The sequence below is a fragment of the Streptomyces sp. NPDC088817 genome, from assembly GCF_044750345.1.
Lineage (GTDB): Bacteria > Actinomycetota > Actinomycetes > Streptomycetales > Streptomycetaceae > Streptomyces.
In genome coordinates this window covers 94721-115428 of record NZ_JBIVJN010000019.1, presented here as the reverse complement: position 1 = coordinate 115428, position 20708 = coordinate 94721, and the positions used below count along the sequence as shown (strand labels likewise).

Genomic DNA, 20708 nt, shown 5'->3' with positions numbered 1-20708 from the left:
GCGCGTGGAGCGCGTGGGCGACGGCGGTGACAAGGACGCCCGCTTCGTGGGGGCGAAGGCTGTTCATCGGCGCCTTCCGCCCGGCTTGCCGGGCGTGGGTACCTTGCCCGGTGACGCTGAGGGCGTCGGTCCGGGCCGCTGGGTGTCCAGCACCAGCTTTCCGGCGGCCGTGACCGTGATGTCCTGACCGACGATGGCGGAGCGCTGTGTGTCGATTCGGACCAGGCGGTGTTTCTCCAGCACGGCGAAGGGCGTGGCGTGGATGCTGCTGCCGTCGTCGGCCATGACGCTCCTGCTTCCGCCGCGGCGTTCGTAGCGGCGGGCGCCGCCCTGGGCGATCTTGTCGAGCGCCGTGTACTGGGCGTCGGTCAACTGCGGCAGCGGGCGGTGTTCTGGGTGGTCCTTCAGGTCGCGGGCGATCCCGGTCGCCGTGTACTGGCAGCACGTCGCGCACAGGTCGAGGTGGTGGGCGGCCGTGGTCAGGCTCTCGGCCAGGAGGGGCCTGGCCTCGGCGTGTCGGGCTTGCCGCAAGGCAGCGTCGTCGACTGGTGGGCCTCCTGCGAAGGCGGCGGCTTCGAGCGGGTTGTCGGCCACGGCTCTCGCCAGCTGCGAGGCGGCGAGAGAGGCGGAGGCGACGACCTCACTGAGTGTTTCCAGGGAGGAACGGCTGCCGGGTATGGCCGTGTACTGGCTGCCGTCGAGTGCGGACAGGCGTACCAGGGCGCGGCCGACCAGCTCGTGGATGGCGAGGATTTTGGGGCCGAGCTGCTGCAGCATCTCGCTGCCCGGCTGGGCGTTCAGGGCGGTGACGGTGGTGTGCAGGGCGGTGAAGTCGGCACCGAGCTTGCGGAGATGGTCGATCTGCGCGAGCAGGTCAATCTGGCGCATGGCGGTGGTGGGGCTCCGGTGCGTAGGGGTCAGCGGGTGCGTCCCCGGGCCGGGTTCGCAGCCGGGCCAGTGGGGACGGTGGCGAAAGTGGTGCGGCGTGTGGTGACGGGGATCGCAGTGGGGGTCGCGATACCGAGGCCGACGCGGACAGCGACTCCGTGGGCGTAGGCGTGTGATTCGACACCCACGACGACGCCGAGCAGGCCGCGCTCGTCCAGCTCGGCCGGGGGCCGGTGTGAGGATCCGTCTGGTGAAGGGTGAAGTCGTGCTGGTCCAGGAGGGAGCGGGCCTCGGAGGTCTTGGCGGTCACGGTGACGATGCCGTCGGTGAACTGGATGCGCAGGTCGGGCTCGGGCAGTGGGCCGTGCAGACTCCAGCGGGTTGTCCAAGAGAGGTCGACGAGGTCGTGGGTGCGTTCCAGCAGCCCGTACATCGCTTGACCGGCTCGCTCGTGGGCGTCCTGGGGGATTCCCGGCGGCAGCAGGTAGACGGTGCGGTCGTGGTGGGCACGGGCGGTGAAGCGGCGTCGGTCAGCCGGCGGTTGAGGACGAGGAAGGTGTATCCGTCGTCGGTGGACCCGATGAAGACGTCGTGGTGGTCGGTGAGGGCCATGGGCTCCAGTGGAGGTGGCGGGGGCTGTGATCAGGCCGCAGGCCCGAAGCCGTCCTGCGCGGGTGTGTGCTTGGCGACGGCGCGGGCAGTGATGGCTTTTGAGGCGCGGGCGGAGGCCGCGGACAGTTCGTCGGCGCTGGGCTCCAGGTACCAGGGGCGCAGGTCGAGCATGGCGGCGCGCATGCCGGTGGCGAAGCACAGGGCGGTGCCCTTGGGCAGGGCGCGGATGGCGTCGGCGGGCAGGATCCGTTCCTGCCGCATCGACACGGAGGTGGACTTGCCGGATTCGGAGTGGGAGGTGGAGGTGGTTTCGACGTCGTGGTCGCCGATCAGCCGGGAGAGCTTGTCGGCGAAGTCCGGGTCGTCGATGCCGGAGCCGATGACCTTCACGGTGGAGGCGGACCACATGGCGTCCATGCCCGTGTCGCCCCAGACCTTCTGGCCCTGGCGGTAGGACTGCAGGATGGTGATCGGGATGATCCCGCGGCTGCCGAGGTGGGAGTACAGGTCCGGCAGGTCGGAGATCTTGCAGACGTTGGCGGCCTCGTCGAGGATCGCGAGCATCGGTGGGTCGAGGCGCCCGCCGGCGCGCTCGGCTTGGGCGGTCGCGGCCCGCATCACGGAGTCCGCGCACGCCGCGATCAGTGCGCTCGCTCCGCCTCCGCCGTCCTTGCTCAGGAGGTAGAGCGTGTCGGTGGAGGTGACGAACTGCGACGGGCGGAACTCGGGGACGTCCTTCTGCGGGGTGACCCAGGCGGCGATCTCGGAGTTCAGCAGGGCGGCCGCGTACTGGCGGGCCGTTTCGTAGATGCCGTCGCGGGTCTCGGGCGGGCCCTCGACGGTGCCCTTGAGCTGGGCGGCGACAGCGGTGAAGTCGTGGTCGCGGAGGATGTCCAGCGGGGTGCGGTCGGCGGGGAAGGCGAGCCACTGCATGACGTCGGTGATGGGCCGGTCATCGAGCGCGGCGGCGAGGAAGAGCTGGGACAGGATGTTGGATCCGGCCTTGGACCAGAAGTCGCCCTGCTGGGAGGCGTCCACGCTCGCGGCGAGGAAGTGCCCGGCCAGGCGGCCGGCACCATCCAGCGTCTTGGCATCCGCGAGGGGGTTCCACCACATCTCGAGGGACGCGTGGGCGATCTGCTGCGGGTCCATCGACCACACCTGTCCCACCGCGGCCCGGGCGTCGATGGTCGCGGTGTACGCGTCGCCCGCCGCCTTGTTCGAGGTCAGCAGGACCGGGCCGGGCGCGTTGAGGATCGAGGGGATCGCCAGCGACGTGGTCTTGCCGGAGCGCGGGGCCATGATCGCGACGGCGACGTCCTCGTACCCCATGCGGACCTCGTGCTTGGTGCCCTGCAGGTTGCCGAGGAGGATGCCGGTGTCCCTGGCGTCGATGCGCTTGGCGGTCTTCAGGCTCGGCCGCAGGGAGCGGGCCTTGTCGGTGATGGCCTTGGCCATCAGGGGCTCGATGTCCCGGGGCTTGGCCATGCCGGCGATCTTCTTCTTCCGTCCTCCACCGGTCTTGTGGCGCGACCACAGGACGCTGGCCGCGGTGGCGAGCGCGAGCAGCGCGGCGACGGGAACGATGCGGGCCCCGATGAGCAGGGATGTTTCTCCGGTGTGGGGCCAGAGCTGGTCGGGGTGGAGCAGCGCAGTGGTGGGCGCGTATGCGGCCCAGGGCCGGTCGGTCAGCCAGGAGGTGATGTTGCCGGAGAGCCAGGCGAGGTGGGACAGGGGGACGACGACGGCGGCCACGCCGAGGAGGAGGCGGAAGGCGATGTCGTAGCCGTCGGAGGGCTTGTTGGTGGAAGGGGGCAAGGGGTGGTGTGCTTCCGGGCGGCGGCGGGCGGCGTGGGTCAGAGGGTGTGGCCCGGGTGGGCAGGCGGGCGTCGCGGGGCGCTCGGGGCCGCCGGCGGTATGCCGTGGCGGGCGGCGAGTGTGCGGATGCGGTTCTCCAGGGCGAAGGCGATCAGGTCGACGGGCACGTTCGCCTCGGTCCGTGTGATGCGGTTCGGGTCTAGGGTCGGCAGGCGTCCCGGGGCGGTGCGGATGGCCGGGGTCGGGGCGGCGAGGGCGGCGGTGAACGCGGCGATCAGATGCGGGGGTGTGTGTTGGTCGAAGCGGGCCTGCCAGACCGGGCGGGATTCACCGGGCGTGGCCGTGGCGACCCAGAGGCCGGTCTCTTTGCCGACAGGGCGTTGGACGTAGGCCGTCGCATGGGGTGAGACGAGGCCGTTCTCGGCCCAGGCGGGCTCCCAACCGGCTTGCCGGAGCGGGCCGTACGGGTCAGCCTCCTCGTCGTGCGTGAGGCGCGGACTGGTGAGGGCGTCGACGAAACCGGCGATGATTTCGACCGGGGTGTGGGCACCGAAGCTCGCGTACCAGGCGGGCCGGCCGCGGTCGGGAGCGTGGTGGAGGGTCCACCACTGTCCGGCGGGGTCGGGATCCAGCCGGAGTTGGGCCTTCTGGTCGGGGCTGGTGAGGATGACGCGCGGCATCAAGGGGTCGTCGCCGTGGCTCCAGCCGCAGGCGCGGTGCAGGGGCACGGTGATCCAGGCGGGGTCACCGCCGCCGGCCAGGTGGCGTGGCGTGATGTACTCGACCTCTACGGTCTCGGGAGACGGGGGCACCACTACCTCCGTACCGGGGCGGTCCGGTCGGCGACGGGCGCCGGCTTCGCTGTCGGCGGGGCCAGGGGCGACGGGGTGCTGCGGGCAGTGGTGTTGATGTCGATGACGGCGTGGCCGTGGGTGGCCCAGTCGTCGAGGTAGCTCCACGCCTCGGCGTCGTGGCTGGCGAGCGCGTCGTCGTACGCCGGCGTGCCGGGCCGCGCGGTGAGGGGGAGGTCGGCGCGGGTCTGCTGCCACTCCTGGTGCAGGGTGTCCAGGCGGTCGAGCGCGTCGCGCAGGGTGCCGAGCTGCCAGGCCCAGCGGGTCTGGACAGCGCGGGCGGGCAGCTGGGCGAGTTGTACTTCCGCGGTGGCGAGGAGGTGCCGCGCGGTGGGGCGAACGGCCTCGAACGCCTCGGCGGTCTCGCGGTCGCGCTGACTCTGTCGGAGACCGTAGGCGTGCTCGTCGAACGGCCAGCCGTCGAGGTCGGTGTTCTCTTCGGAGTAGTAGTCCCAGTTGGCCAGGATGTAGGCGCTCTCGCGCAGGAAGGCGAAGAGCCGCTTCAGCGCGGCGCGGTGGGAGACGGGGATGGCGGAAATGACGGGTCCTTGAAGAGCGGTGACGTTTCGGAGTCCCGCGTCCGGCGGTCACCGCCGCAGGGAGGCAGGCGGGGATGGCGGCGGAGCGGGGGCCTTGGCCGTCTCGGGCTGGGGGCGCCGCGGGGCGGCACGGGCCCGGGCACGAAGGGCGCGGACGCGCTCGGCGTGCGCGTCGACCACGTGCTGCGGGGACAGGGGGCTCGGCTCCTGCACGGCGCCGTGAGTGGTGCGGTCGAACATGCCGCGCTGGAGCGGAGCGGGGTCGGCGAGCGTGGTGACGAAGGCTTCCACCAGGCGGGTGGGCGTCTGGGCATCGAACCAGGCGTGCCACAGCCGGAGGCCATGGGATTCGTGTCCGGGCTCGTGCGCCTCCACGTGCCAGGACACGGCGGCGTTCCGTTCGGGGCGCCGTTCGACGCGGCACGCCGCGTCCGGCGAGCTGGCCGCACCGCGCGCATCGATGAGCCATCCCGCGGCGTCCGCCGCGTCCAGGGGGTCTCGTGGCTCGGCGACCGAGGGGATGACGAGGGCATCGGTGACCGCGCCCAGGACCTCGGCGGGCACGAGTTCGCCGAACTCGGCGTACCAGCCTGGTTCGGTGTCGGTGGGCTCGGCCCGCAGCCGCCACCGAGCGGCGGTGGCGGACTGCGGGTCGAACTGCACGCTGTGCCGGTGGTCCGGGCTCGTCAGCACGATCTCGGGGCTCAGCGGGTCGGACGTGCGTGTCCATCCGGCCGCGGCCAGGCCGTGGGTGACGTGCCGGCCGTCGCCGGGGCCGGCCAGGTGGCGCGGGCTGGTGTCGAACGGGACGTGCCAGGCGTGGGTGTCGGCGAAGGCAGCCAGCTGCCGTTCGCTCACGGGCACAGGCTGCACTCCGGCATGGTCTCGGGCGCCTTCCGGTACAGGCCGCGCAGGTCGTCCAGGGCGTAGTGGAGGGTGTGCTGGTCGGCCTGCTCCCACGCGGCGGTACGCAGCTCCTGGATCAGGAGGTCGGTTCCGATGGTGCGGGGGGTGTCGGGGCGCTCCTGCACGGCTCGGGCCAGGGCGCGCAGGACGTCGGCGAGCTGGACGGGGACACCGGTGTATTCATCCAGCAGCGGCTCGATGAGGCCGAGCGCCTCGGCGGGCTCGGGATTCTCGCGCAGGTACTCGGTGAGCCGGGCCAGGGTGTCGGTGGCGGCGTGGATGTCGCCAGGGGTGGGTGCGGGCACGGGACTCCTTGGGGGAAGGGGGCGGAGGGGTCAGCGGTGGGCGCGGACGCCGCGCTGGGGGGGCGTGGGGGCGCGCGGTGGTGCGGGGCCGGTTGGTCTTCCTGGAGTTTCGGGCCCAGGTGGCGGCGCGGGCGGCGGTGACACGGGCCTGCTGCCAGGCGCTGAGCTGCGAGGGGAGGACCGAGACGGAGGTGGTGCGGATCCGGGCGCTGTGGGGGACGCGTCCGCGGGGTCGCATGACGGGCTCGGGGCTGGCGAGGGCGGCGGCGTAGCTCTGCACGAGGTGCATCGGGGTGGTGGCGGTGAACTGGGCTGTCCAGCCGTTGCCTTGCTGGTCCTGGGCTCCGGACCACCACATGGCGTCGCCGCCGGGGTCCTGGTGGAACTGCATCCAGGCCGAGCCGTCGGGGCTCACCGCGGTGACGTGTCCGGCGCCGGGTGGGGTGTGCCAGCTCTGTTCCTGGAGCGGGGCCCACACGTTGGGGGCGTGTGCGGAGCGGGGGCGGGTGAGGGCGTCGGTGAGCCCGGCGACGATTTCGACCGGTGCCTGCCGGCCCAGGATCGCTGTCCATTCCTCCTGGTGGGCGGTGGCCTTGCCGTGGATGGTCCATCCGCCGGGTTGGACGAAAGGGTCGTAGGCGATGCGGATGCTGCGGTCGGGGCTGTCCATGAGCAGGGGGCCACCGGGTTTTGACCGGTCCCGCCACCCGCAGGCGCGCAGGAACTCGGAGACGTGGCGGATGTCTCCGCCGCCTGCGAGGGCACGGGGCTCGACCAGGTAGTGCTGCTCGGCCTGCTCGCCGGGGCCCCAGCCCTCCCACTGCTTCTTCACCGGCGCCGCCGGACGACGAGCGGTGCGGCGTTCGGGGGCGGTGCGGGAGTGGTTGCGGGGCGGGTGGTCAGTTCGGTGAGTGCGTCGGTGTGCTCGTCGAGGTCGAGGGCGATGTCGTGCAGTTCGTTCGCGGCCCGGCCGAGGGTGAGCCACACCTCGGCCGGCAGGATGCCGCGTTCGGCCTGGTCCTTGGCGAAGTGGGAGCCGGTGGCCACCAGGTGGGTGACGCGACCGAGGACACCGTCCTGCGGTTCGAGGACCCGTGCGATGACCTGGGTGGCCTCATGCGCGGGGAGTTGAGAGAGATGGTCGGTGAGCCGGCCGAGCTGGCGCGCGATCTCGTCGGCCAGCCGAACCGGGTAGGGGGCGGTGTGGGGCATGGTCCTCCCGAGCGGGGAGCGAGGTCAGTGGTGGTGGCGGTGGCCGATCTGTGTGGGCTGGGGCGTCTCGCGCCGGGGATCGGCCGGCGGACTGGTGCGGTCGGGGACGGTGGGGATGCAGGCGCGCAGGTAGCGGCGGAACAGGATGCCGGCGAGCCGGGGCTTGAGGCGGCGGGAGATCCGTGGCGGTGTGCGGGGTACTGCGGGTGCTCCGTTCGGTGTCAGGAGTGGGTGGCCCGGCGGGGAGGGGCCGCCGTGCGTTCACGGGGCGCGTCGGGTGGGGCTGGTGGAGGCTATGGCGGTCGGCGGGGGTCGTGGTGGGCGGCGCATCCGGCCGAGAGAAGCGCCTGGGAGGCGGCCGGGGACTGGCTGGGCTGCTGGGCGATCGGCAGGTGATGGGGCAGCCGGTGATAGCCCCCGCACGGTCCGGGAACAGGGGGTGAAACTCGCCGCTTGCAGGACGCCTGCTTCCTGTTCGTCGCCGCCGATGGCGACGACGAGACAGGTCCGGGTGTTCCGGGTGATGGTGATGTAGTCCATCGCCAGGAATTCGGGCTCGCTGTCGCGGAGCTTCAGCGGCCTCTCCCGGTCGAGGCCCTGGTGGAAGCCGGGGCCGGTATGGGCGTCGGCGGGGTGGCGGTGGGCGCGATCCGGCCTGAGGGGTGCTGGAGCGCGACGGCGATGCCGTGCGCATCGAGCTGCGGTCCGATCGCCCGCACGGCGCGTGCCTGGGCGGTGGTGTCGTCGCCGCTGAGGCGGTAGGTGCCGCTGTCGTCCCGGACGAACCCGTTGGCGGCCAGGACTTCGGCGGCCGTGTCGCTGACAGGGGCGGCGGCGAGGCTGCCGTCCGGCTGCCAGGTCAGGACGACCCGGTCCGGCTGGGACGGCTGGATGTCTGCCGCGTTGTAGCGGGCCTGGGCGAGGGCCGTGTCGAAGCGGGCCAGGAGGTCGCCGGCGACCAGCTCCGCGCTGTGGAACGGGTCGTCGGTCAGGGCGATCCCGTCCGGTTCGCGCAGGCCCCGGAACGCCTCTGCGGGGAGGCCGCTGGGGGCGACGGCGGCGATGAGGAACCCGCCGTGCTCGGGCCGGTGGAGGACGACGAGCTGCGCACCGTCCTGGCGGGTGAGGACCGCTGCCTGCTGGAGCGGATGCTCGGCGAGGGCCTGGGCTACGAGGTCCATGTCCCAGATGCGGTCGGTGAGTTCGGCGAGGTCGTCCTCGTCCGCAACCGGGTGGTGACGGCTGGTCCAGCCATCGGGCAGCTCACCGGCGAGGACATCGGCGAAAGTGGCGAGGCGCTCGGAGTCGTGGTCGTGCATGTCTTCCTTGATCAGGTGGGCGGTATCAGCGGCGCGGCCCGGGAGTGATGGGTGGCGGCGATGCCGGCACAGCGCGCGGAGGGGGCGGGCAGGCGCGCACAGCGGGGCGTTCACGCTCGGTGGCGGGGACTTCTTCAGCGCAGGTGCTGCGGCCGGGGTGTAGGGCGTGCCGGTCGGCGAGGTTGTTCCGGGTGTGGATGAGGTCGGTGTGGATGACGTGCAGACGCTCGTCGGCGAGGTAGCGCAGGCGACGGGCGACATGTGGGTCGGCCGTGTCGTCCATGCCGTCGTGGAATTCCGCGGTGGCCTGGAGGATCTCGTCGACCGCGGCGAGGATCCCGTCGTGGGAAGCGGTCAGCTCGGTGAGGACCTCGGCCACCTCGTCGGTGGTGGTGGCCTCGCGGCTGCGCTCGGCGAGCTGCGCGACCTGGGCGCCCAGCGGCAGGTAGCGAGGCGGGCGCCACTCGGTGTTGAAGCCCTCGTCGCAGTCGACGTGGTAGCCGACGGCCCGCAGCCGGGCTACGGCTTCGGTGGCGAGGTGGGTCTCCTCGTCCACCGTGAGGTCGGTGGGCGCGCGGTGATAGGTCTCGCGGAGCCGGACGACGGGGACGAACCCCGCGCGCTGGAGGATGCCGTGGGCCTCGGGGTCGCTGCCGCGGGCGAGAACCTCGTCGGAATGCGGGTCGCGGCGGATGGCCAGGAATCGGTCGGCCAGGAGCAACGGGAGAATCTCCTATGGTGATCGTCGTGGGGGGCGCCGTGCAGCGGGTGGGACGGCGGCAACGCCGGTTTGCAGAGAGGTGTTCAGACGGGCGGCTGTGGAGCTCCAAGCGGCGTGGGGTGTCGCGGTCGGCGGAAACTGGCTGCCGGGTGAGCCGGTGAGCGGTGTGCTCGGCGAGCCCGCGCACCGTGGACAGAAGGCCGGAACGCTCGTCGGTGAGCTGTGACAGAACAGCCACGAGCTGTGCCGACGCCGTCGGTACGGGCTGGGCGATTGCCAGCCACTTGGGAGGGCTGGTGATGGGGGCGATGAGGTGGAGGTCCTGCTCGATGCGGCGGGCCTCATCCGAGAGCCGTCGCAGGAAGCCGGACGGCTGCGTCTGGGCCGGCCCTGAACGGCGATACAGCGGCAGTCCTACTCGTCGCAGGGGACCTCGATGTCAGAGGCGCGCACGAGTCGGTGGGCGGCCGGATGCGCGGCGGCCCAGGCCCGGGCCTTGAGGAGAGCCAGGACGCGGCCAGGGCGGCGGGCGGGGAGGGTCACCGGCCGCCTCGCGCGTCGGCGATGTGCACGAGCTGGCCGAGGGCTGTGGTCGTGTACCAGCCACAGTCGATCAGCACGCCCTGTCCGGCGTACTTCGGCAGGAGGTGGTCCTCCATGGCGCGCAGGTAGATCAGGCAGTCGGGGCAGCGGCGGGAGAGGTGCACGAGGTAGCGCGGGTGGCCGGTGACGTACGTCTGCGCGCCCCCGGTGGCGTCGCGCAGCCGCCATCCGTCCTCGTCGGTCGGCGTGTGCCAGGAAGGGGCGACGACCCGCATGGCGTCTCCCCACAGCTCTTCGCCAGCGACTCCTTTGAGGACGACGACCTGGTCCCCGGCCGCAAAGTGGGCGTGGGTGACGTCCCGGGCAGGGGTGAGCGGGTCGGGCGTGGGCGCGAAGGCCGGAGTGGTCGGGGGCAGGCAGGGCTCGGTCACGGAAGGTCCTATCCACGCAGGTCGGGTGGCGGCGGGAGGATCAATGGTCCGGAGGATCGCCGGTTTGGCCAACCGGCGATCCTCGGCTATGTTCCGGGCCGTTTTTACCGGTAGGGGTTCTCGGTTCCGCGGTCCGACTCCGTGGCGGCGTCGAGGAGTTCGAGCAGGTCAGTGCCTTCCGCGTCGCGCTGGTCGATCCACCATCCGGTCCTGGTGATCGCGCGTGCCTTCTCCTCCAGCTCTGCCCAGTCGGCCTCGTCCCAGGTGCCCTCGACGACCAGCGCGGTGTGCGCGGCGATCATCAACTGGTGGCGGGAGCGCTCACCCCAGTCGAGGGCCTTCTCGGGACCTTCCAGCGGCGGCATGTCGAAGCGCTCGGCCCACTCGGCGGCGGCTTGCTGTTCCTCGGCCCGCTTGGCGGCGAGCCACTGCTCCTTGGATTCGGTGTCGGCGTCGCGGGCGGTCTTCCAGCAGTCGGTGCAGTCCTTGGCCGCGAGCCAACGGGCGAATCCGGCCCGCTTGTCGGCGGGGCGGTCGGACAGGTCGTGGACGACCTCGTGGCCGCAGTCGTGCGTGATCGTCCACTGTGTGCGGACAGCCATGAAGGGATCTCCTAGGTTCGGGAGTGTTACGGGCAGCGTGCGGACGCAGGGGCCCGGTGTGGCGGGGACGGGGACGGGGGCGGGGCGCGGCGGCTGCGGCGTGGTGGTCGATGGATCGGCTGTAGCGCTCGCGGACCGCGTCGAGCGCGGCCTTGGTCTGCCGGTCGACGACCGCCATCTGCAACCGGAAAGCCACGTGCTCCGATGGCGAGTTGTGTGGTGTCCGGGACCGGGTTCTCCTGGCGCTCGGTGTCAGCGGCGCGGCTGTCGCCCGGGCGGAGCCTGTGCCGTCATGGCCGGTGTGGATGGCGTCGACGACTTGGGGGCGCCTGCATACAGGTCGGGGGCGAGATGTACGGGGTAGCGGGCGGAGGTGAGCATCTCCGCGGCCCAGGTCGCGTGCTGGTTCTCCCAGTCGCGTCCCATGTCGAAGGGGAGCCGGATCCAGTGGCCGTGCAGGGCTGGTTCGAAGAGGAATCCGGCGTGGCGCAGGATGCCCGCGGCGAGGGGGTCGAAGCGGCCTTCGATTTCGACTTCGCCCCCTGGCCCGCGGGTGATGCGGATCGGCTCGGTGTCGGGGGTCACCGGGACCGTCCGGTGGCGGAAGCGGTCAGGTGGACGGTCGGTGCGTTGGGTTTCGGCGGGACGGGACGTGCGGACGGGGGTGAGGCGCTCGGTGCCGGCCCGTGCTGCGGGGAGAGAGACGCGGCGGCCCAGGCGATGCGGCTGCGGCGTTCGGCCAGCCCGTTCGGGCGAGCCGGCCTGGGCGGTGCGGCCGTCTGCGCGGGGTCGAGGCCCACGTCGGCGTGCACGGCGTATCCGTGACGACGCAGGTCCTGCACGGCCTGCCGGGTGCGGCGCGGCCCGTCCCGCTCGGGGTCGGTGAGCCGGAAGAGGCCCGGCTTGCCGGGTACGGGGTCGAACTGCTCGCGCACCAGGAACCAGTGGGCCAGGCGGGCAGGTATCGAGGAGGTGGCGGAGGCGACGAAGCCGTGATCTTTGTGGGTGCCGAAGACGAAGTGCGTGCCAGGATCCAAGGAGGAGATCTCCTTCCGGTGGAAAGCGGGAGGGGTCAGCGGCGGGGCGTGTGTTGGCCACGGGGGAGGGCCTGGTGTGGTGGGGCGATGGCCGGGACCGTGTGTTGCCGAGGGGGAGTTGCCGCGCGAGCCTGGCGGAGGAACGGCTCGCTGTGGGTGAGCCAGGTGCCCAGGGCCGCCCAGAGTCGCGTGTCCCGCTCCGTTCGCGTGAGCGACGCGTCCCTGTCCAGGCCCTCGGCATCGGTGAGGGCGTCGGCCAGCTGCGCGAGGATGCGGGCGTCCTCCGGCCAGCTGGTGGCCGCAGGGCGGCACCGGTCGAGAAGGGCGGGAGCATGCCGTATGACGGTGAGGAACTCGGCCCGGGCCCGGTTCAGGAATGTCTCGGCCGCCTCGCCGAGCGCGGTGGCGCCGAGCGGGGGCGCGGCGCTGTACCGGCCCGAGGCGACGGTCGCGGCCCAGGTGTCCTGCTCGGTGCGGATGCGGTCGAGGGCCTCGGCGACGGCTGCGATCCGGCGGGCGTGGACGGCGCGCTCGTAGGCGGGCAGGAACCGGTCCACGATGGTCCGGGCCGCGCGGCCGGCGAACGGTGACAGGGCGATGCTGCGCGGGGCGTGCGGGTCGCCGTACCCCTCCTCGAACGGTTCGGGCGCGAAGGCGCCGACCAGATAGTCGAGTCGGTGGCCGGGACGTTCGACGAGCAGCAGGGTCGTCCCGGCTGTGTCGGTGAGGGCGGCGGCGTAGGGGATCCGCTCGCTCTGTACGACGCGGACGAGCTCGCCGCTGTCCCACAGCCATGGCACCAGGTCCTCTTGCCATACGGGGTGGGAGTAAAGCTCGATGCGTGCGTCCCACTGGCCGGGCAGCAGGCGGGCGATGTCCCGGGCGGTCTCGCCGATGAACCGCCGGCTGTCGGTGGTCACTTCCACCCCGTGCGCCGTGGCATGACGGACCAGGCCGACCACGGTGGCACGGGAGGCGTCCTCGTCCGCGTTCGGCAGGTGGTACACCCAGTCGTCGCCACGGCGGAAGCCGGACGCGGCGAGCGCCTGGTGGGCGGCCTTGTACCTCTCACCGTGGCCGATGGCGACGATCCGGTGTCGCGGCCGTAGGCGAGGAAGATCTGCGCGTCACCCATGGGCCGACATCCGGTGCTGGGCGGCGGAACGGAGGGCGCGCCCGTACTGCCAGGCGTGCTCCCGAATTGTTGTTTCCAGCTGGTCGTATCCGTGCTGGGCGGTCATCTGTCCGGGTGCTTGCGGTAGTGGACATAGATGCCCGCGTATCCGGTCTCGGTGGGGCGGGCGATGAACGATCGGGTCGACTGGTTGGGCCTTCCGGGGTGTCGAAGGGCTACCGGCCGGGCGTGGGGCCGGTGCGCGGGGTGGGCGGTGGGTTCGGGAGAAGACCGGACGGCGTCTGGGGTCGGCCGGACGTGGGTGCCTTCGGCGGTGCCGGTGCGGGGTCGTACTCGGCGCGCAGGATCGTCAGGTCGGCTTCGTCCGCGATGGCCAGCACGGACAGGCTGCGGCTGGCCGCTTCCATCAGCAGCTTGGGCGGCGAGCCCTTCTCTGCTCCGTGGTTCTGGCCGCGCCACTGGGCGGCGGCGACGAGGTAGTCGCTCACCGCGCGGAGCACGGGTTCGGCAGCGTCGAGTAGATGCTGGGTGACGGTGCTGGTCTCGGCAGGAGTCTCGGCGGCGCCGAGTGCGGCGAGATAGGAGCGAGCTCGGGGCTCGGCAGCGGTTCGTCCGGCAGCGGGTGTTCGGCCAAGAAGGGCTCGGCGTCCCGCTTCGCCCAGCGCAGCAGGTCGTCGCGGGTGGCGATGCCGTACCGGGCGGCGACGATCTGGTCGGAGTCCCGGCCCACGTTGTCGTACAGCTCGAAGTCGGGATGGTGCACGGAGTCTCCTAAACGGCGGTGCTGGGACCGCTCGCATCGGCGTCCGTGCGGCGGCATCCGTAACCCAGCAGCCTGGACGGCTCGGGCGCGGTCGGGACGGCGGCGACGTCGGAGCAGGTGAAGGTGTAGGTGAAGGCGGGGCGGGGCGTGGTGCCGAGCCAGGCGCGGTCCTGCTTATCCGGCACGATCACCAGACCCGGCGCGGCGACGGCGTCGTGCTGGGTGTGGTTATGGGAGAAGACGACGAGCGCGCCCGTGGAGGTCTTCAAGGCGTAGCTGTCGGGGAACTGCGTGGCCGCTGACGCGAACTGGGTGGTGCCTCGGGTACCGAACTTGTGGACCGTGTCGTTGTGGACCTTGACCTGCCGCTTGGCGGCCTCGGTGGGGGCAAGCACCTTGCGTCCGGTGAGGTCGCCTCCGGTGGCGAAATTGTCGATCACGGCCGAGCGCAGCAGGCCGACGGGAGCGGCCAGGGACTTGGAAGCGGGGTCGACCGCCGTGGCGTAGCCGTCCTTGTCCAGCACGATCTTCGGGAGCTGGGAGGGGCCGTCGAGGTCGACAGTGGCGACCATCTCCCACCGCTTCGACTTCGCGTTCTCGACCAGGACCAGGACGCGGGCGTACTGCTTCTTGCTGCCGGCCCGGGTGACGGCGGCGAACCACCGCTGCTGTCCGTGCTGCAGACGCGGTATGTAGAACTTGGTTGCGGCAAGGTCGTACGACCACGGCCGGTACGGCTCTCGGTCCGCCTGCGGCAGGGCGGCGTCTTCCTTGAGGTCGGCCAGCGACATCGCATACCGGGGGCCGCCCTCGACGGTGTCGAGGAGCGCGCGGTCGCGCTTGATGTACGCGAGGTTGTTCGTCCTCGAGTAGGAGGCGATGGCGTCACGGGCTTCGGCCGGGGTGGGCGCGGGGGCCGGCTTCGGTGCGGCGCCGGGCGACTTCGTCTGGTCTGCGGGAGTCGGGGTGGTGCCGTCGATGTCGCTGGAACAGGCGGTCGCGGCGAGAGCGAGACAGACAGCGGCAGTGATCAGGGGCAGCGTGCGGCGGGCGGGGCGGATGGAGGCTCCTCTTGGCTGGGAACGGGAAAGGGCGCGGCGAGCGGCCAGCTCACCGGCGGTGGGCAGTCACCGAGGGGCCGGTGGGTACGGGGGCGGCCGGACGCGGGACTGCAGTTGTGGGGGTTGGGGTGTGGCGGAGGTTCACGCCGATGCCCTTCTGGGCGAGCTGGTGGACCAGCGCTCGCAGGCGCAGGTCGCGGCCGTCCTCGCCGTACGTGGCGGGGAGCAGGAACGCGGCCTGGTGGGGGTGGTATTGGAAGCCGAGCCCGTACAGGTCCGTGCGGGCGTCCTCGGGGACGCTCTTGTACGGAGTGCCGAGGGCGCCGTCCTCGTACCAGGTCAGGGTGACGACGCGCGCCACCTGCGGCGGCGGAGGCCGGTGGGGCGGCTCGGGCTGTACGGCTGTGTTGTGCCGTACGGCTGCCAGGGCATCCCGGAGCCGGGGCAGGACCCGCCGGCTGACGGCGGCTGCGGCGCGGACCGGATCGTCGGGGACTGCGATCCCGTTGGGCTCGTCGACCCCGCTGAAGTGGTGTGCTCGGAACCCGTCGGGCTGCACGGCCGCCACCAGGTACTGGCGGGGATAGCGGGGGCGCTCCAGCACACAGAGCTGCTCGCCGTCCGGTCCTTCGAGGAAGGCCGTGGGGGCGTCGGGCCAGTCGAGCAGGGCCGAGTGGGCGGGACCGCAGTCCCAGATCCGGTCGGCTACCTGCGGCTGGCCTGCGGGCGGGGGGAATCCGGCGTACCTGCGGTACCACTGCTCGGGCAGGTGTGAAGCGAGCGCTGTGGCGAAGGTGCCGGGGTGGCGTGGATACAGGTGGGGCCTCCTGGTTGCAGAGGGGCAGTGATCGACCAGGGCAAGAACCGTCAGCGGCGCGGTGTAGATGAGCGGCCGAGACCGCGGATCGGTATCCGTGAACTCACTGGCTTTTCAGTGCATGCGGGCGTCGGTGTCGAACAGGGCCAACTCGTCAGTGTGGAGGAGGTGTTGGACTATGAAGCTCCTGCCGGCGACCTTCCACAGGCCGCGCCCGCGGTTGAGGTGGGCGATGGCTTCGGCTTCGACGGAGGTGAGGCCGAGGAGGGTGGCTGCGGCGTGGAGCTGGTCGGTCTCCTGGCGGTAGATGATGCGGGTGGAGCAGTCGGCGAGGAGTCCTTCGGCCAGGGCGCGGCCCTGGGATCCGGCGTCGCCGGCGGTGAGCAGGTCGGACAGCCGGTGGATGACCATCAGGTTGGCGATGCCGAGACCGCGGGAGAGTTTCCACTGGGCCTGCATGCGCTGGAGGAGGCCGGGGTGGCGCATCAGGCGCCAGGCTTCGTCGTAGACGATCCAGCGCCGGCCGCCGCGCGGGTCGGTGAGGGCGGATTCCATCCAGGCGGAGGCGCAGGTCATGGCGAGGACGAGGGCGGTGTCGTCGCCGGATCCGCCCAGCTGAGAGAGGTCGATGGTGAGCATCGAGCTGTTGGGGTCGAAGGCGACCGTGCTGGGGGCGTCGAACATGCCGGCGAGGTCGCCGTGGACAAGTCGGCGCATGGCGTGGGCGAGGTCGCGTGCGGCGTCCCCGAGCCGTCCGGACATGAGCCCGGCGGCCTCGTCGAGCTGGTCGGGGCTGTTGAGGACGGCGGCGACGTCGCCGAGGAGCGGCGTCCGGCCTGAGTCGGCAGCCCGGGCGACGACGGCGTCGAGGGCGATGTCGAGGGCGGTGTGCTCCATCGGGAGCAGGTCCCGGCCCAGGACGGTGCGGGCCAGCGAGCCCAGCAGGAGCAGCCGGCGCTTGCGGATCTCCCCTGCCCAGTCGGTCTCCGAGATGGAGGCGGGGCGCGGTGCGGCGTCCAGCGGGTTCAGCCTGCCGGGAAGTCCGGGGCCGAGCGCGACGGACGTGCCGCCGAGCGCGGCGGCCACGGGCGTCCACTCGCCCTTGGGGTCGCAGGGCACGTAGACGCGGTAGCCGAAGGCGACGGAGCGGAGCGCGAAGCTCTTGGCCAGCGCGCTCTTGCCCTGCCCGATCACCCCGGCCAACAGGACGTTGGGGTTGGTGAAGCCCTCGACCTTCCCGTACAGGGCGAACGGGTCGAAGACGAAGCTCGCTTCCGCGTGGACGTCGCGGCCGATGTAGATCCCCTCGGCGCCGAGCCCGCCTTCGGCGAGGAAGGGATACGCCCCGGCGGCGATGGCAGTCGTCATGCGGTGGGCGGGGAGCCTGAGCCGGTTCCCGCGGGCCGAGGCGGGGCCGGGGCGTCCGCTGGGCGGGTAGAGGGGGGCCGGGTTCTCGTGCTCGGTGGGGGTCGTGCCTGTGGCATGGACGGCGGCCTCGGAGCGGGCCTTGGCGGCGGCTTCGGCGAGCTGGCGGCGGGTTGCCTTGCGGCTGGCCCGGTCGGTGCCGTGCGGGGTGAACAAGGGAGAGGCTGAGGCGCGCCGGGCGTGGCGGGCGGGCCAGTGGCTCATCGGGGGCTCTCGGATTGGCGGGTGGTGCTCATCGGATGCACGCGGTGGTGTGCGGCGGGCGGTTGAGGTCGGTGGGGGTGTTCTTGCGGCGGACGATGTGTCCGGCCGCCAGGTGGCGCTGGCAGATGGTCAGCACCGGCGGTCCCTCGGGGAGCCGTTCGGGGTGGCACGCGGTGGCCTGGGCGCTGGCCGGGGCGAGGGCTGCCGGCAGGAGGTGGAAGGAGGAGTGGATCTCTGCTGTGGCCTGCCAGAGCCGGGTTTGGGCGGTGGCGAGGTGCCGGCCTGCGGCGGGGTGAGAGGGTCGGGCTGTGTCGGCGAGCTGGTCGACGAGTTGGTGCACGGCGGTGAGGTGGGCGTGGAGCACGTCGAGGTGCGTGCGGTCGACCGTCGTGCGCTCGGTCTGTGCGATCTTTCGGTGGTGGCGGATTCCGGCGCTCGCGGCGCGGAGGTAGGGGTGTGCGTCGTCGGGAGAGGGCCTGGTGGTCAAAGAGGGCGGTCCTTCCTGCCCACCGGCCGGTGGCAGGGTGGGTGGATGGTCCCGGCGGGGGACGGTGTCGTTCACAGGGCGGTGCGGGCGAGGGGGTGTGCGCCGAGGGTGAAGGCGTCGGGCTGCTGGTAGTTGAGGCGGCGCAGGTCGACGCCGGCGGTGACGGCGGCGGTTTCGATCTGTGCGCAGGCCGCGTCGAGCAGGGCGTCGGTCTCGGCGGTGACGGTGACCAGGCCGGTCAGGGCCACGTCGGCGTGCCCGGCGATGAGCTGCCGTTCGCGGGCCTTGACGTCGGCGTATTCGACGGAGTCTTCCTCGGAGTCGACCTGGCCGCGGCGGGCGCGTTCGTTGGCGTCGGCGATGATCGCCGCTTTGCGGCGCTGCACGTCGCGGAGCGCGGACTCGAGTCCCTGCGGGACGTAGATGAGGGAGAGGCTGCGGCGGACGCCTGCGGTGAACATCAGCCCGTGCAGGAAGCCGGCATGCGACTCCGTCCGGGGCCAGTTCTCCACCCAGTACGTGGTGTGGCGCGCGGTGTCGGTGGCGAGTCGGTCGTATTCCTCGACCTGGACGACGGGGCCGGCGGCGGCAGGGTCGGCCTCTGCCCGGCCGGTGTCTGACCACTGCTGCAGGGCGGCGAGGGCCTTGGGGTCGTAGGCGGTGCGGATGACGGCGGCGATCTCCCGGGCGGACAGCCAGCCGGTGACCATGAGGCCGGCGTTGCGGGCGGCCTGGGCGATGGAGGAGGTGGTCTGCTCCATTGCCGTGAACGCGCCCGGAAGTCCGCCGCCCGCCTGCGAGATGAGCCGCTTGGCGGCCTTCAGGTCGAGGGATATGGCGAGGTAGGTCTCGTGCGGGGCGGCTGCCGGTCCTGCGGAGGCGACGAGCTCGGAGTAGATCTGTCCGGCGACCGGGGCCTCGGGGCGGCCGTGCTGGGCCCAGTGCCGGGAGAGGGTGTCGCCGGAGTCGGGGACGGTGCGTTCCAGGACCTGCACGGTGGCGACGTGGCCGGTGCGGGCGATGCCGGCCAGCGCACGGCCCCATCCGTTCACGTTCGCGTTCTGCACGGCCGGGTCGAGCAGGGCGAACGCGCGGGATGAGACGCGGGCGACGGCGGTGAGAGTCTGCTGGTGCGGGTCGTGGACGGCGGAGGCGCCGTTGGCCGAGTCGCCGGGGGTGACGACCTTCAGGGAAGCGGCGGTGCCGGGCAGGTGCAGGATGCCGTCCCGCCGCGGCCGGCTGACCGGCCGGGCGAGCCAGAGCGTGTGCCCGGCGTGGCGGCGGATCGCGTAGCGGGTGACGATCGGTGCCCAGTCGATCAGAGACCGGCCGTGGCGGCGGACCGCGACCAGCGCGGCGACGGCCGCCCACAACGGGGCCAGCGCCACGGCGCCGAGCAGGCCGGTGGAGACCACCGTCACCAGCAGCAGCGCCAGCGCGCAGGAGACGAGGACGAGTTGGGGGAGGGAGAGACCGAGGAGGATGCCGCGGCGGGAGCGGTGCGGGAACTTCACCGTGACCGGGGCGATGGAGAGATCAGACAAGGGGCTGGTCCAAGGGGCGCTGGCGGGCCCGGGTGCGGGGAGCGAGGTGCCCGTCCCGCTCCCGGGCATGGCCAGGGAGATCAGAGGCTGGTCGGGGGAGGCGGAGGGAATGCCGCGCCGCTGCCGGCACCAGCCGCCTGCGAGCCGGAGGGCGGCGGGGCGCCCTGTGGCGGAGGCGTGGTGGACGGCGGCGTGGAACTCCAGCCACCGACCTGACCGGGTGCGGAACCGGATCCGGACCGTGAGCCGCCACCGGCGGGACCGCCGCCGACCTGGCCGCTCGTATCGTCGGTGACGTTGGTCGGCGCGGGCTGCACGGCCTTCTCCAGACCGGACTTGCCAGCGCCTCCGCCAGGCGAGACGCCCGAGCCGCCGGACTGCGCGCTCTCCTGGCCGCTGCCTCCGCCGCTCGGGCCGGGCGCGATGTCGCCGGGAAACCCGCCGCCACCTGGGATCGAGTCCGGCCCCTGCGGAGCGGCCCCGGCTGCTGCGCCCGCTCCGGCTGCCGCACCGCCGGTTCCGGCGGTGGCCGCCATTGCGGCCGCCTTTCTCCCGGTGTGTTCGGCGTGCTGTTTGGCGAGCTGCGCGCCGGCACCGCCGGCACGGTGCAACGTTTCTCCGTCGGATCCTTCGGCCGCCCAGTGCACGAACTTGAAGGTCGCGTAGGGGCAGAGCAGCACCAGGATCATGATCACGATGCCCGCGAGGACGTCGGCGAGCGCGGCCAGGCCGTCCTTGGCCTCGGTCCTGCCCATGGCCGCGACGCCGAGGACGAAGATGATCGTCATCAGCAGCTTGGAGACGACGGGGGTGGCGGTGGCCTCGATCCAGCCCTTGCGCCACCGGCGTGCGACCTCCCAGCCGCCGCCGGCCCCGGCGAACGCGGCCAGCGTGACCATGACCAGGATGCCGACCTTGCGGACCATCATCACGCACCAGTAGAGGAGTGCTCCGATGGCGGCTCCGAGCGCGGCGAGCACCATCACGAGCCAGCCCAGGCTGCTGACGGCGCCGAGCTGCCCGACCTTGACGATGCGGCGGACGGCGGACTCGATGTTCAGGTTCGCGGCCTTGAGCAGGCCGGAGGACAGGGCATCGACCACTTCGATGGCGACGGTGGTCAGGGCGACGGCGGCGAACGCGAAGAGCACACCGGAGGCCGTGCCGGTGAATGCCTGCATCAGGGCCTGGCCGTCGCGTCTGATCGCGGCGCGGACGAGCTGGGCGCAGAACGTGGCCACCAGAACGACCAGGGCGATCGGAAGGATTGTCTCGTAGTTGTCGCGGAACCAGGTCGCGTTGAGGTCGACGCGGGTGGTGGAGTCGACCGCCCTGGCCGCGAGGTCGGCCGAGGCGGCGGCGAGTTCGCCGGCGCTCTTGGCCATCCAATCGCCGATCGCCTTGCCGGGATCGGAGAAGAAATCCACGGCTTCGCCGACCGCGCAGACCGTGCCTGCGAGGGGGAGGTCACAGAACCCCATGGGGACT

General features: G+C 72.2%; 23 protein-coding genes and 1 pseudogene. 1 reads left to right on the top strand and 23 read right to left on the bottom strand.

The genetic code is table 11. From position 1 onward, the window contains the following. Positions 1 to 63: 63 nt before the first annotated feature. The 9 genes and pseudogenes from ACIP4X_RS29880 to ACIP4X_RS29840 form a co-directional block, all read right to left on the bottom strand. On the bottom strand, positions 64 to 888 hold the full coding sequence (locus ACIP4X_RS29880) for a hypothetical protein (RefSeq protein ID WP_391455144.1): 825 nt from the start codon (positions 886 to 888) through the stop codon (positions 64 to 66). A 642-nt stretch (positions 889 to 1530) separates the two neighbouring features. After that, entirely contained in the window at positions 1531 to 3318 is a 1788-nt protein-coding gene (locus ACIP4X_RS29875; protein ID WP_391455142.1) for a TraM recognition domain-containing protein, read from the bottom strand. A gap of 38 nt (positions 3319 to 3356) precedes the next feature. Further along, positions 3357 to 4130: a DUF317 domain-containing protein gene (locus ACIP4X_RS29870; RefSeq protein WP_391455140.1), complete on the bottom strand. Its 774-nt coding sequence runs from the start codon at positions 4128 to 4130 to the stop codon at positions 3357 to 3359. A 626-nt stretch (positions 4131 to 4756) separates the two neighbouring features. Further along, positions 4757 to 5566, bottom strand: coding sequence for a DUF317 domain-containing protein (locus ACIP4X_RS29865; protein ID WP_391455138.1), 810 nt, complete (start codon positions 5564 to 5566; stop codon positions 4757 to 4759). Further along, positions 5563 to 5919, bottom strand: a complete 357-nt coding sequence (locus tag ACIP4X_RS29860; RefSeq protein ID WP_391455137.1) for a hypothetical protein — start codon at positions 5917 to 5919, stop codon at positions 5563 to 5565. The genes ACIP4X_RS29865 and ACIP4X_RS29860 overlap by 4 nt, the downstream gene beginning before the upstream one ends. Before the next feature lie 58 nt (positions 5920 to 5977). Further along, positions 5978 to 6751: pseudogene (locus tag ACIP4X_RS29855) on the bottom strand (DUF317 domain-containing protein); the annotation flags it as partial. Further along, the gene (locus ACIP4X_RS29850) at positions 6748 to 7131 is read right to left on the bottom strand and encodes a hypothetical protein (RefSeq protein ID WP_391455135.1); all 384 of its coding nucleotides are present in this window, start codon (positions 7129 to 7131) and stop codon (positions 6748 to 6750) included. The gene ACIP4X_RS29850 and the pseudogene ACIP4X_RS29855, both read right to left, overlap by 4 nt. Before the next feature lie 572 nt (positions 7132 to 7703). After that, on the bottom strand, positions 7704 to 8450 hold the full coding sequence (locus ACIP4X_RS29845; protein ID WP_391455133.1) for a hypothetical protein: 747 nt from the start codon (positions 8448 to 8450) through the stop codon (positions 7704 to 7706). A 25-nt stretch (positions 8451 to 8475) separates the two neighbouring features. Further along, a complete protein-coding gene (locus tag ACIP4X_RS29840) occupies positions 8476 to 9171 on the bottom strand; it encodes a hypothetical protein (protein ID WP_391455131.1) in 696 nt (231 codons plus the stop codon). 97 nt (positions 9172 to 9268) lie between these two features. On the opposite strand from ACIP4X_RS29840, the gene ACIP4X_RS29835 reads away from it, so the two are divergent. Beyond that, positions 9269 to 9397, top strand: a complete 129-nt coding sequence (locus ACIP4X_RS29835; protein WP_391455129.1) for a hypothetical protein — start codon at positions 9269 to 9271, stop codon at positions 9395 to 9397. 188 nt (positions 9398 to 9585) lie between these two features. Here the strand turns inward: ACIP4X_RS29835 and ACIP4X_RS29830 are convergent, their stop codons facing one another. From ACIP4X_RS29830 to ACIP4X_RS29765, 14 genes are all read right to left on the bottom strand, one after another. Further along, positions 9586 to 9714: a hypothetical protein gene (locus ACIP4X_RS29830; RefSeq protein WP_391455127.1), complete on the bottom strand. Its 129-nt coding sequence runs from the start codon at positions 9712 to 9714 to the stop codon at positions 9586 to 9588. Continuing rightward, positions 9711 to 10145 (bottom strand): hypothetical protein, encoded by a 435-nt coding sequence (locus ACIP4X_RS29825; protein ID WP_391455125.1) that lies wholly within the window; start codon positions 10143 to 10145, stop codon positions 9711 to 9713. Before ACIP4X_RS29825 ends, ACIP4X_RS29830 begins: the two co-directional genes overlap by 4 nt. Before the next feature lie 104 nt (positions 10146 to 10249). Continuing rightward, a complete protein-coding gene (locus ACIP4X_RS29820; protein ID WP_391455124.1) occupies positions 10250 to 10747 on the bottom strand; it encodes a hypothetical protein in 498 nt (165 codons plus the stop codon). Between the two features lie 252 nt (positions 10748 to 10999). Continuing rightward, entirely contained in the window at positions 11000 to 11332 is a 333-nt protein-coding gene (locus ACIP4X_RS29815) for a hypothetical protein (protein WP_391455122.1), read from the bottom strand. Then, positions 11329 to 11784: a hypothetical protein gene (locus ACIP4X_RS29810; RefSeq protein WP_391455120.1), complete on the bottom strand. Its 456-nt coding sequence runs from the start codon at positions 11782 to 11784 to the stop codon at positions 11329 to 11331. Before ACIP4X_RS29810 ends, ACIP4X_RS29815 begins: the two co-directional genes overlap by 4 nt. 35 nt (positions 11785 to 11819) lie before the next feature. After that, positions 11820 to 12791 (bottom strand): hypothetical protein, encoded by a 972-nt coding sequence (locus ACIP4X_RS29805; RefSeq protein WP_391455118.1) that lies wholly within the window; start codon positions 12789 to 12791, stop codon positions 11820 to 11822. Between the two features lie 343 nt (positions 12792 to 13134). Beyond that, positions 13135 to 13407, bottom strand: coding sequence for a hypothetical protein (locus ACIP4X_RS29800; RefSeq protein WP_391455116.1), 273 nt, complete (start codon positions 13405 to 13407; stop codon positions 13135 to 13137). Beyond that, positions 13404 to 13682, bottom strand: coding sequence for a hypothetical protein (locus ACIP4X_RS29795; protein ID WP_391455114.1), 279 nt, complete (start codon positions 13680 to 13682; stop codon positions 13404 to 13406). Before ACIP4X_RS29795 ends, ACIP4X_RS29800 begins: the two co-directional genes overlap by 4 nt. An 8-nt stretch (positions 13683 to 13690) precedes the next feature. Then, entirely contained in the window at positions 13691 to 14473 is a 783-nt protein-coding gene (locus ACIP4X_RS29790; RefSeq protein WP_391455112.1) for a hypothetical protein, read from the bottom strand. A gap of 319 nt (positions 14474 to 14792) precedes the next feature. Continuing rightward, positions 14793 to 15347 carry a hypothetical protein gene (locus tag ACIP4X_RS29785; protein WP_391455110.1) on the bottom strand — a complete coding sequence of 185 codons (555 nt, stop codon included), beginning with the start codon at positions 15345 to 15347 and terminating at the stop codon, positions 14793 to 14795. Positions 15348 to 15674: 327 nt separating this feature from the next. Continuing rightward, positions 15675 to 17189, bottom strand: a complete 1515-nt coding sequence (locus tag ACIP4X_RS29780; protein WP_391455108.1) for a VirB4 family type IV secretion system protein — start codon at positions 17187 to 17189, stop codon at positions 15675 to 15677. A gap of 28 nt (positions 17190 to 17217) precedes the next feature. Further along, complete coding sequence (locus ACIP4X_RS29775) at positions 17218 to 17676, bottom strand: DUF6238 family protein (protein ID WP_391455107.1); 459 nt, start codon at positions 17674 to 17676, stop codon at positions 17218 to 17220. 71 nt (positions 17677 to 17747) lie between these two features. Further along, entirely contained in the window at positions 17748 to 19220 is a 1473-nt protein-coding gene (locus ACIP4X_RS29770; RefSeq protein ID WP_401351374.1) for an SCO6880 family protein, read from the bottom strand. 80 nt (positions 19221 to 19300) lie between these two features. Further along, entirely contained in the window at positions 19301 to 20701 is a 1401-nt protein-coding gene (locus ACIP4X_RS29765) for an ATP-binding protein (RefSeq protein ID WP_401351372.1), read from the bottom strand. Positions 20702 to 20708: the final 7 nt, after the last annotated feature.

What these genes read in the sequence shown, in the direction of transcription:
- ACIP4X_RS29880 (WP_391455144.1), bottom strand. Translation starts at nt 888, where the DNA reads ATGCGCCAGATTGACCTGCTCGCGCAGATCGACCATCTCCGCAAGCTC.
- ACIP4X_RS29850 (WP_391455135.1), bottom strand. Translation starts at nt 7,131, where the DNA reads ATGCCCCACACCGCCCCCTACCCGGTTCGGCTGGCCGACGAGATCGCG.
- ACIP4X_RS29845 (WP_391455133.1), bottom strand. Translation starts at nt 8,450, where the DNA reads ATGCACGACCACGACTCCGAGCGCCTCGCCACTTTCGCCGATGTCCTC.
- ACIP4X_RS29820 (WP_391455124.1), bottom strand. Translation starts at nt 10,747, where the DNA reads ATGGCTGTCCGCACACAGTGGACGATCACGCACGACTGCGGCCACGAG.
- ACIP4X_RS29790 (WP_391455112.1), bottom strand. Translation starts at nt 14,473, where the DNA reads ATGTCGCTGGCCGACCTCAAGGAAGACGCCGCCCTGCCGCAGGCGGAC.
- ACIP4X_RS29780 (WP_391455108.1), bottom strand. Translation starts at nt 17,189, where the DNA reads ATGAGCCACTGGCCCGCCCGCCACGCCCGGCGCGCCTCAGCCTCTCCC.
- ACIP4X_RS29765 (WP_401351372.1), bottom strand. Translation starts at nt 20,701, where the DNA reads ATGGGGTTCTGTGACCTCCCCCTCGCAGGCACGGTCTGCGCGGTCGGC.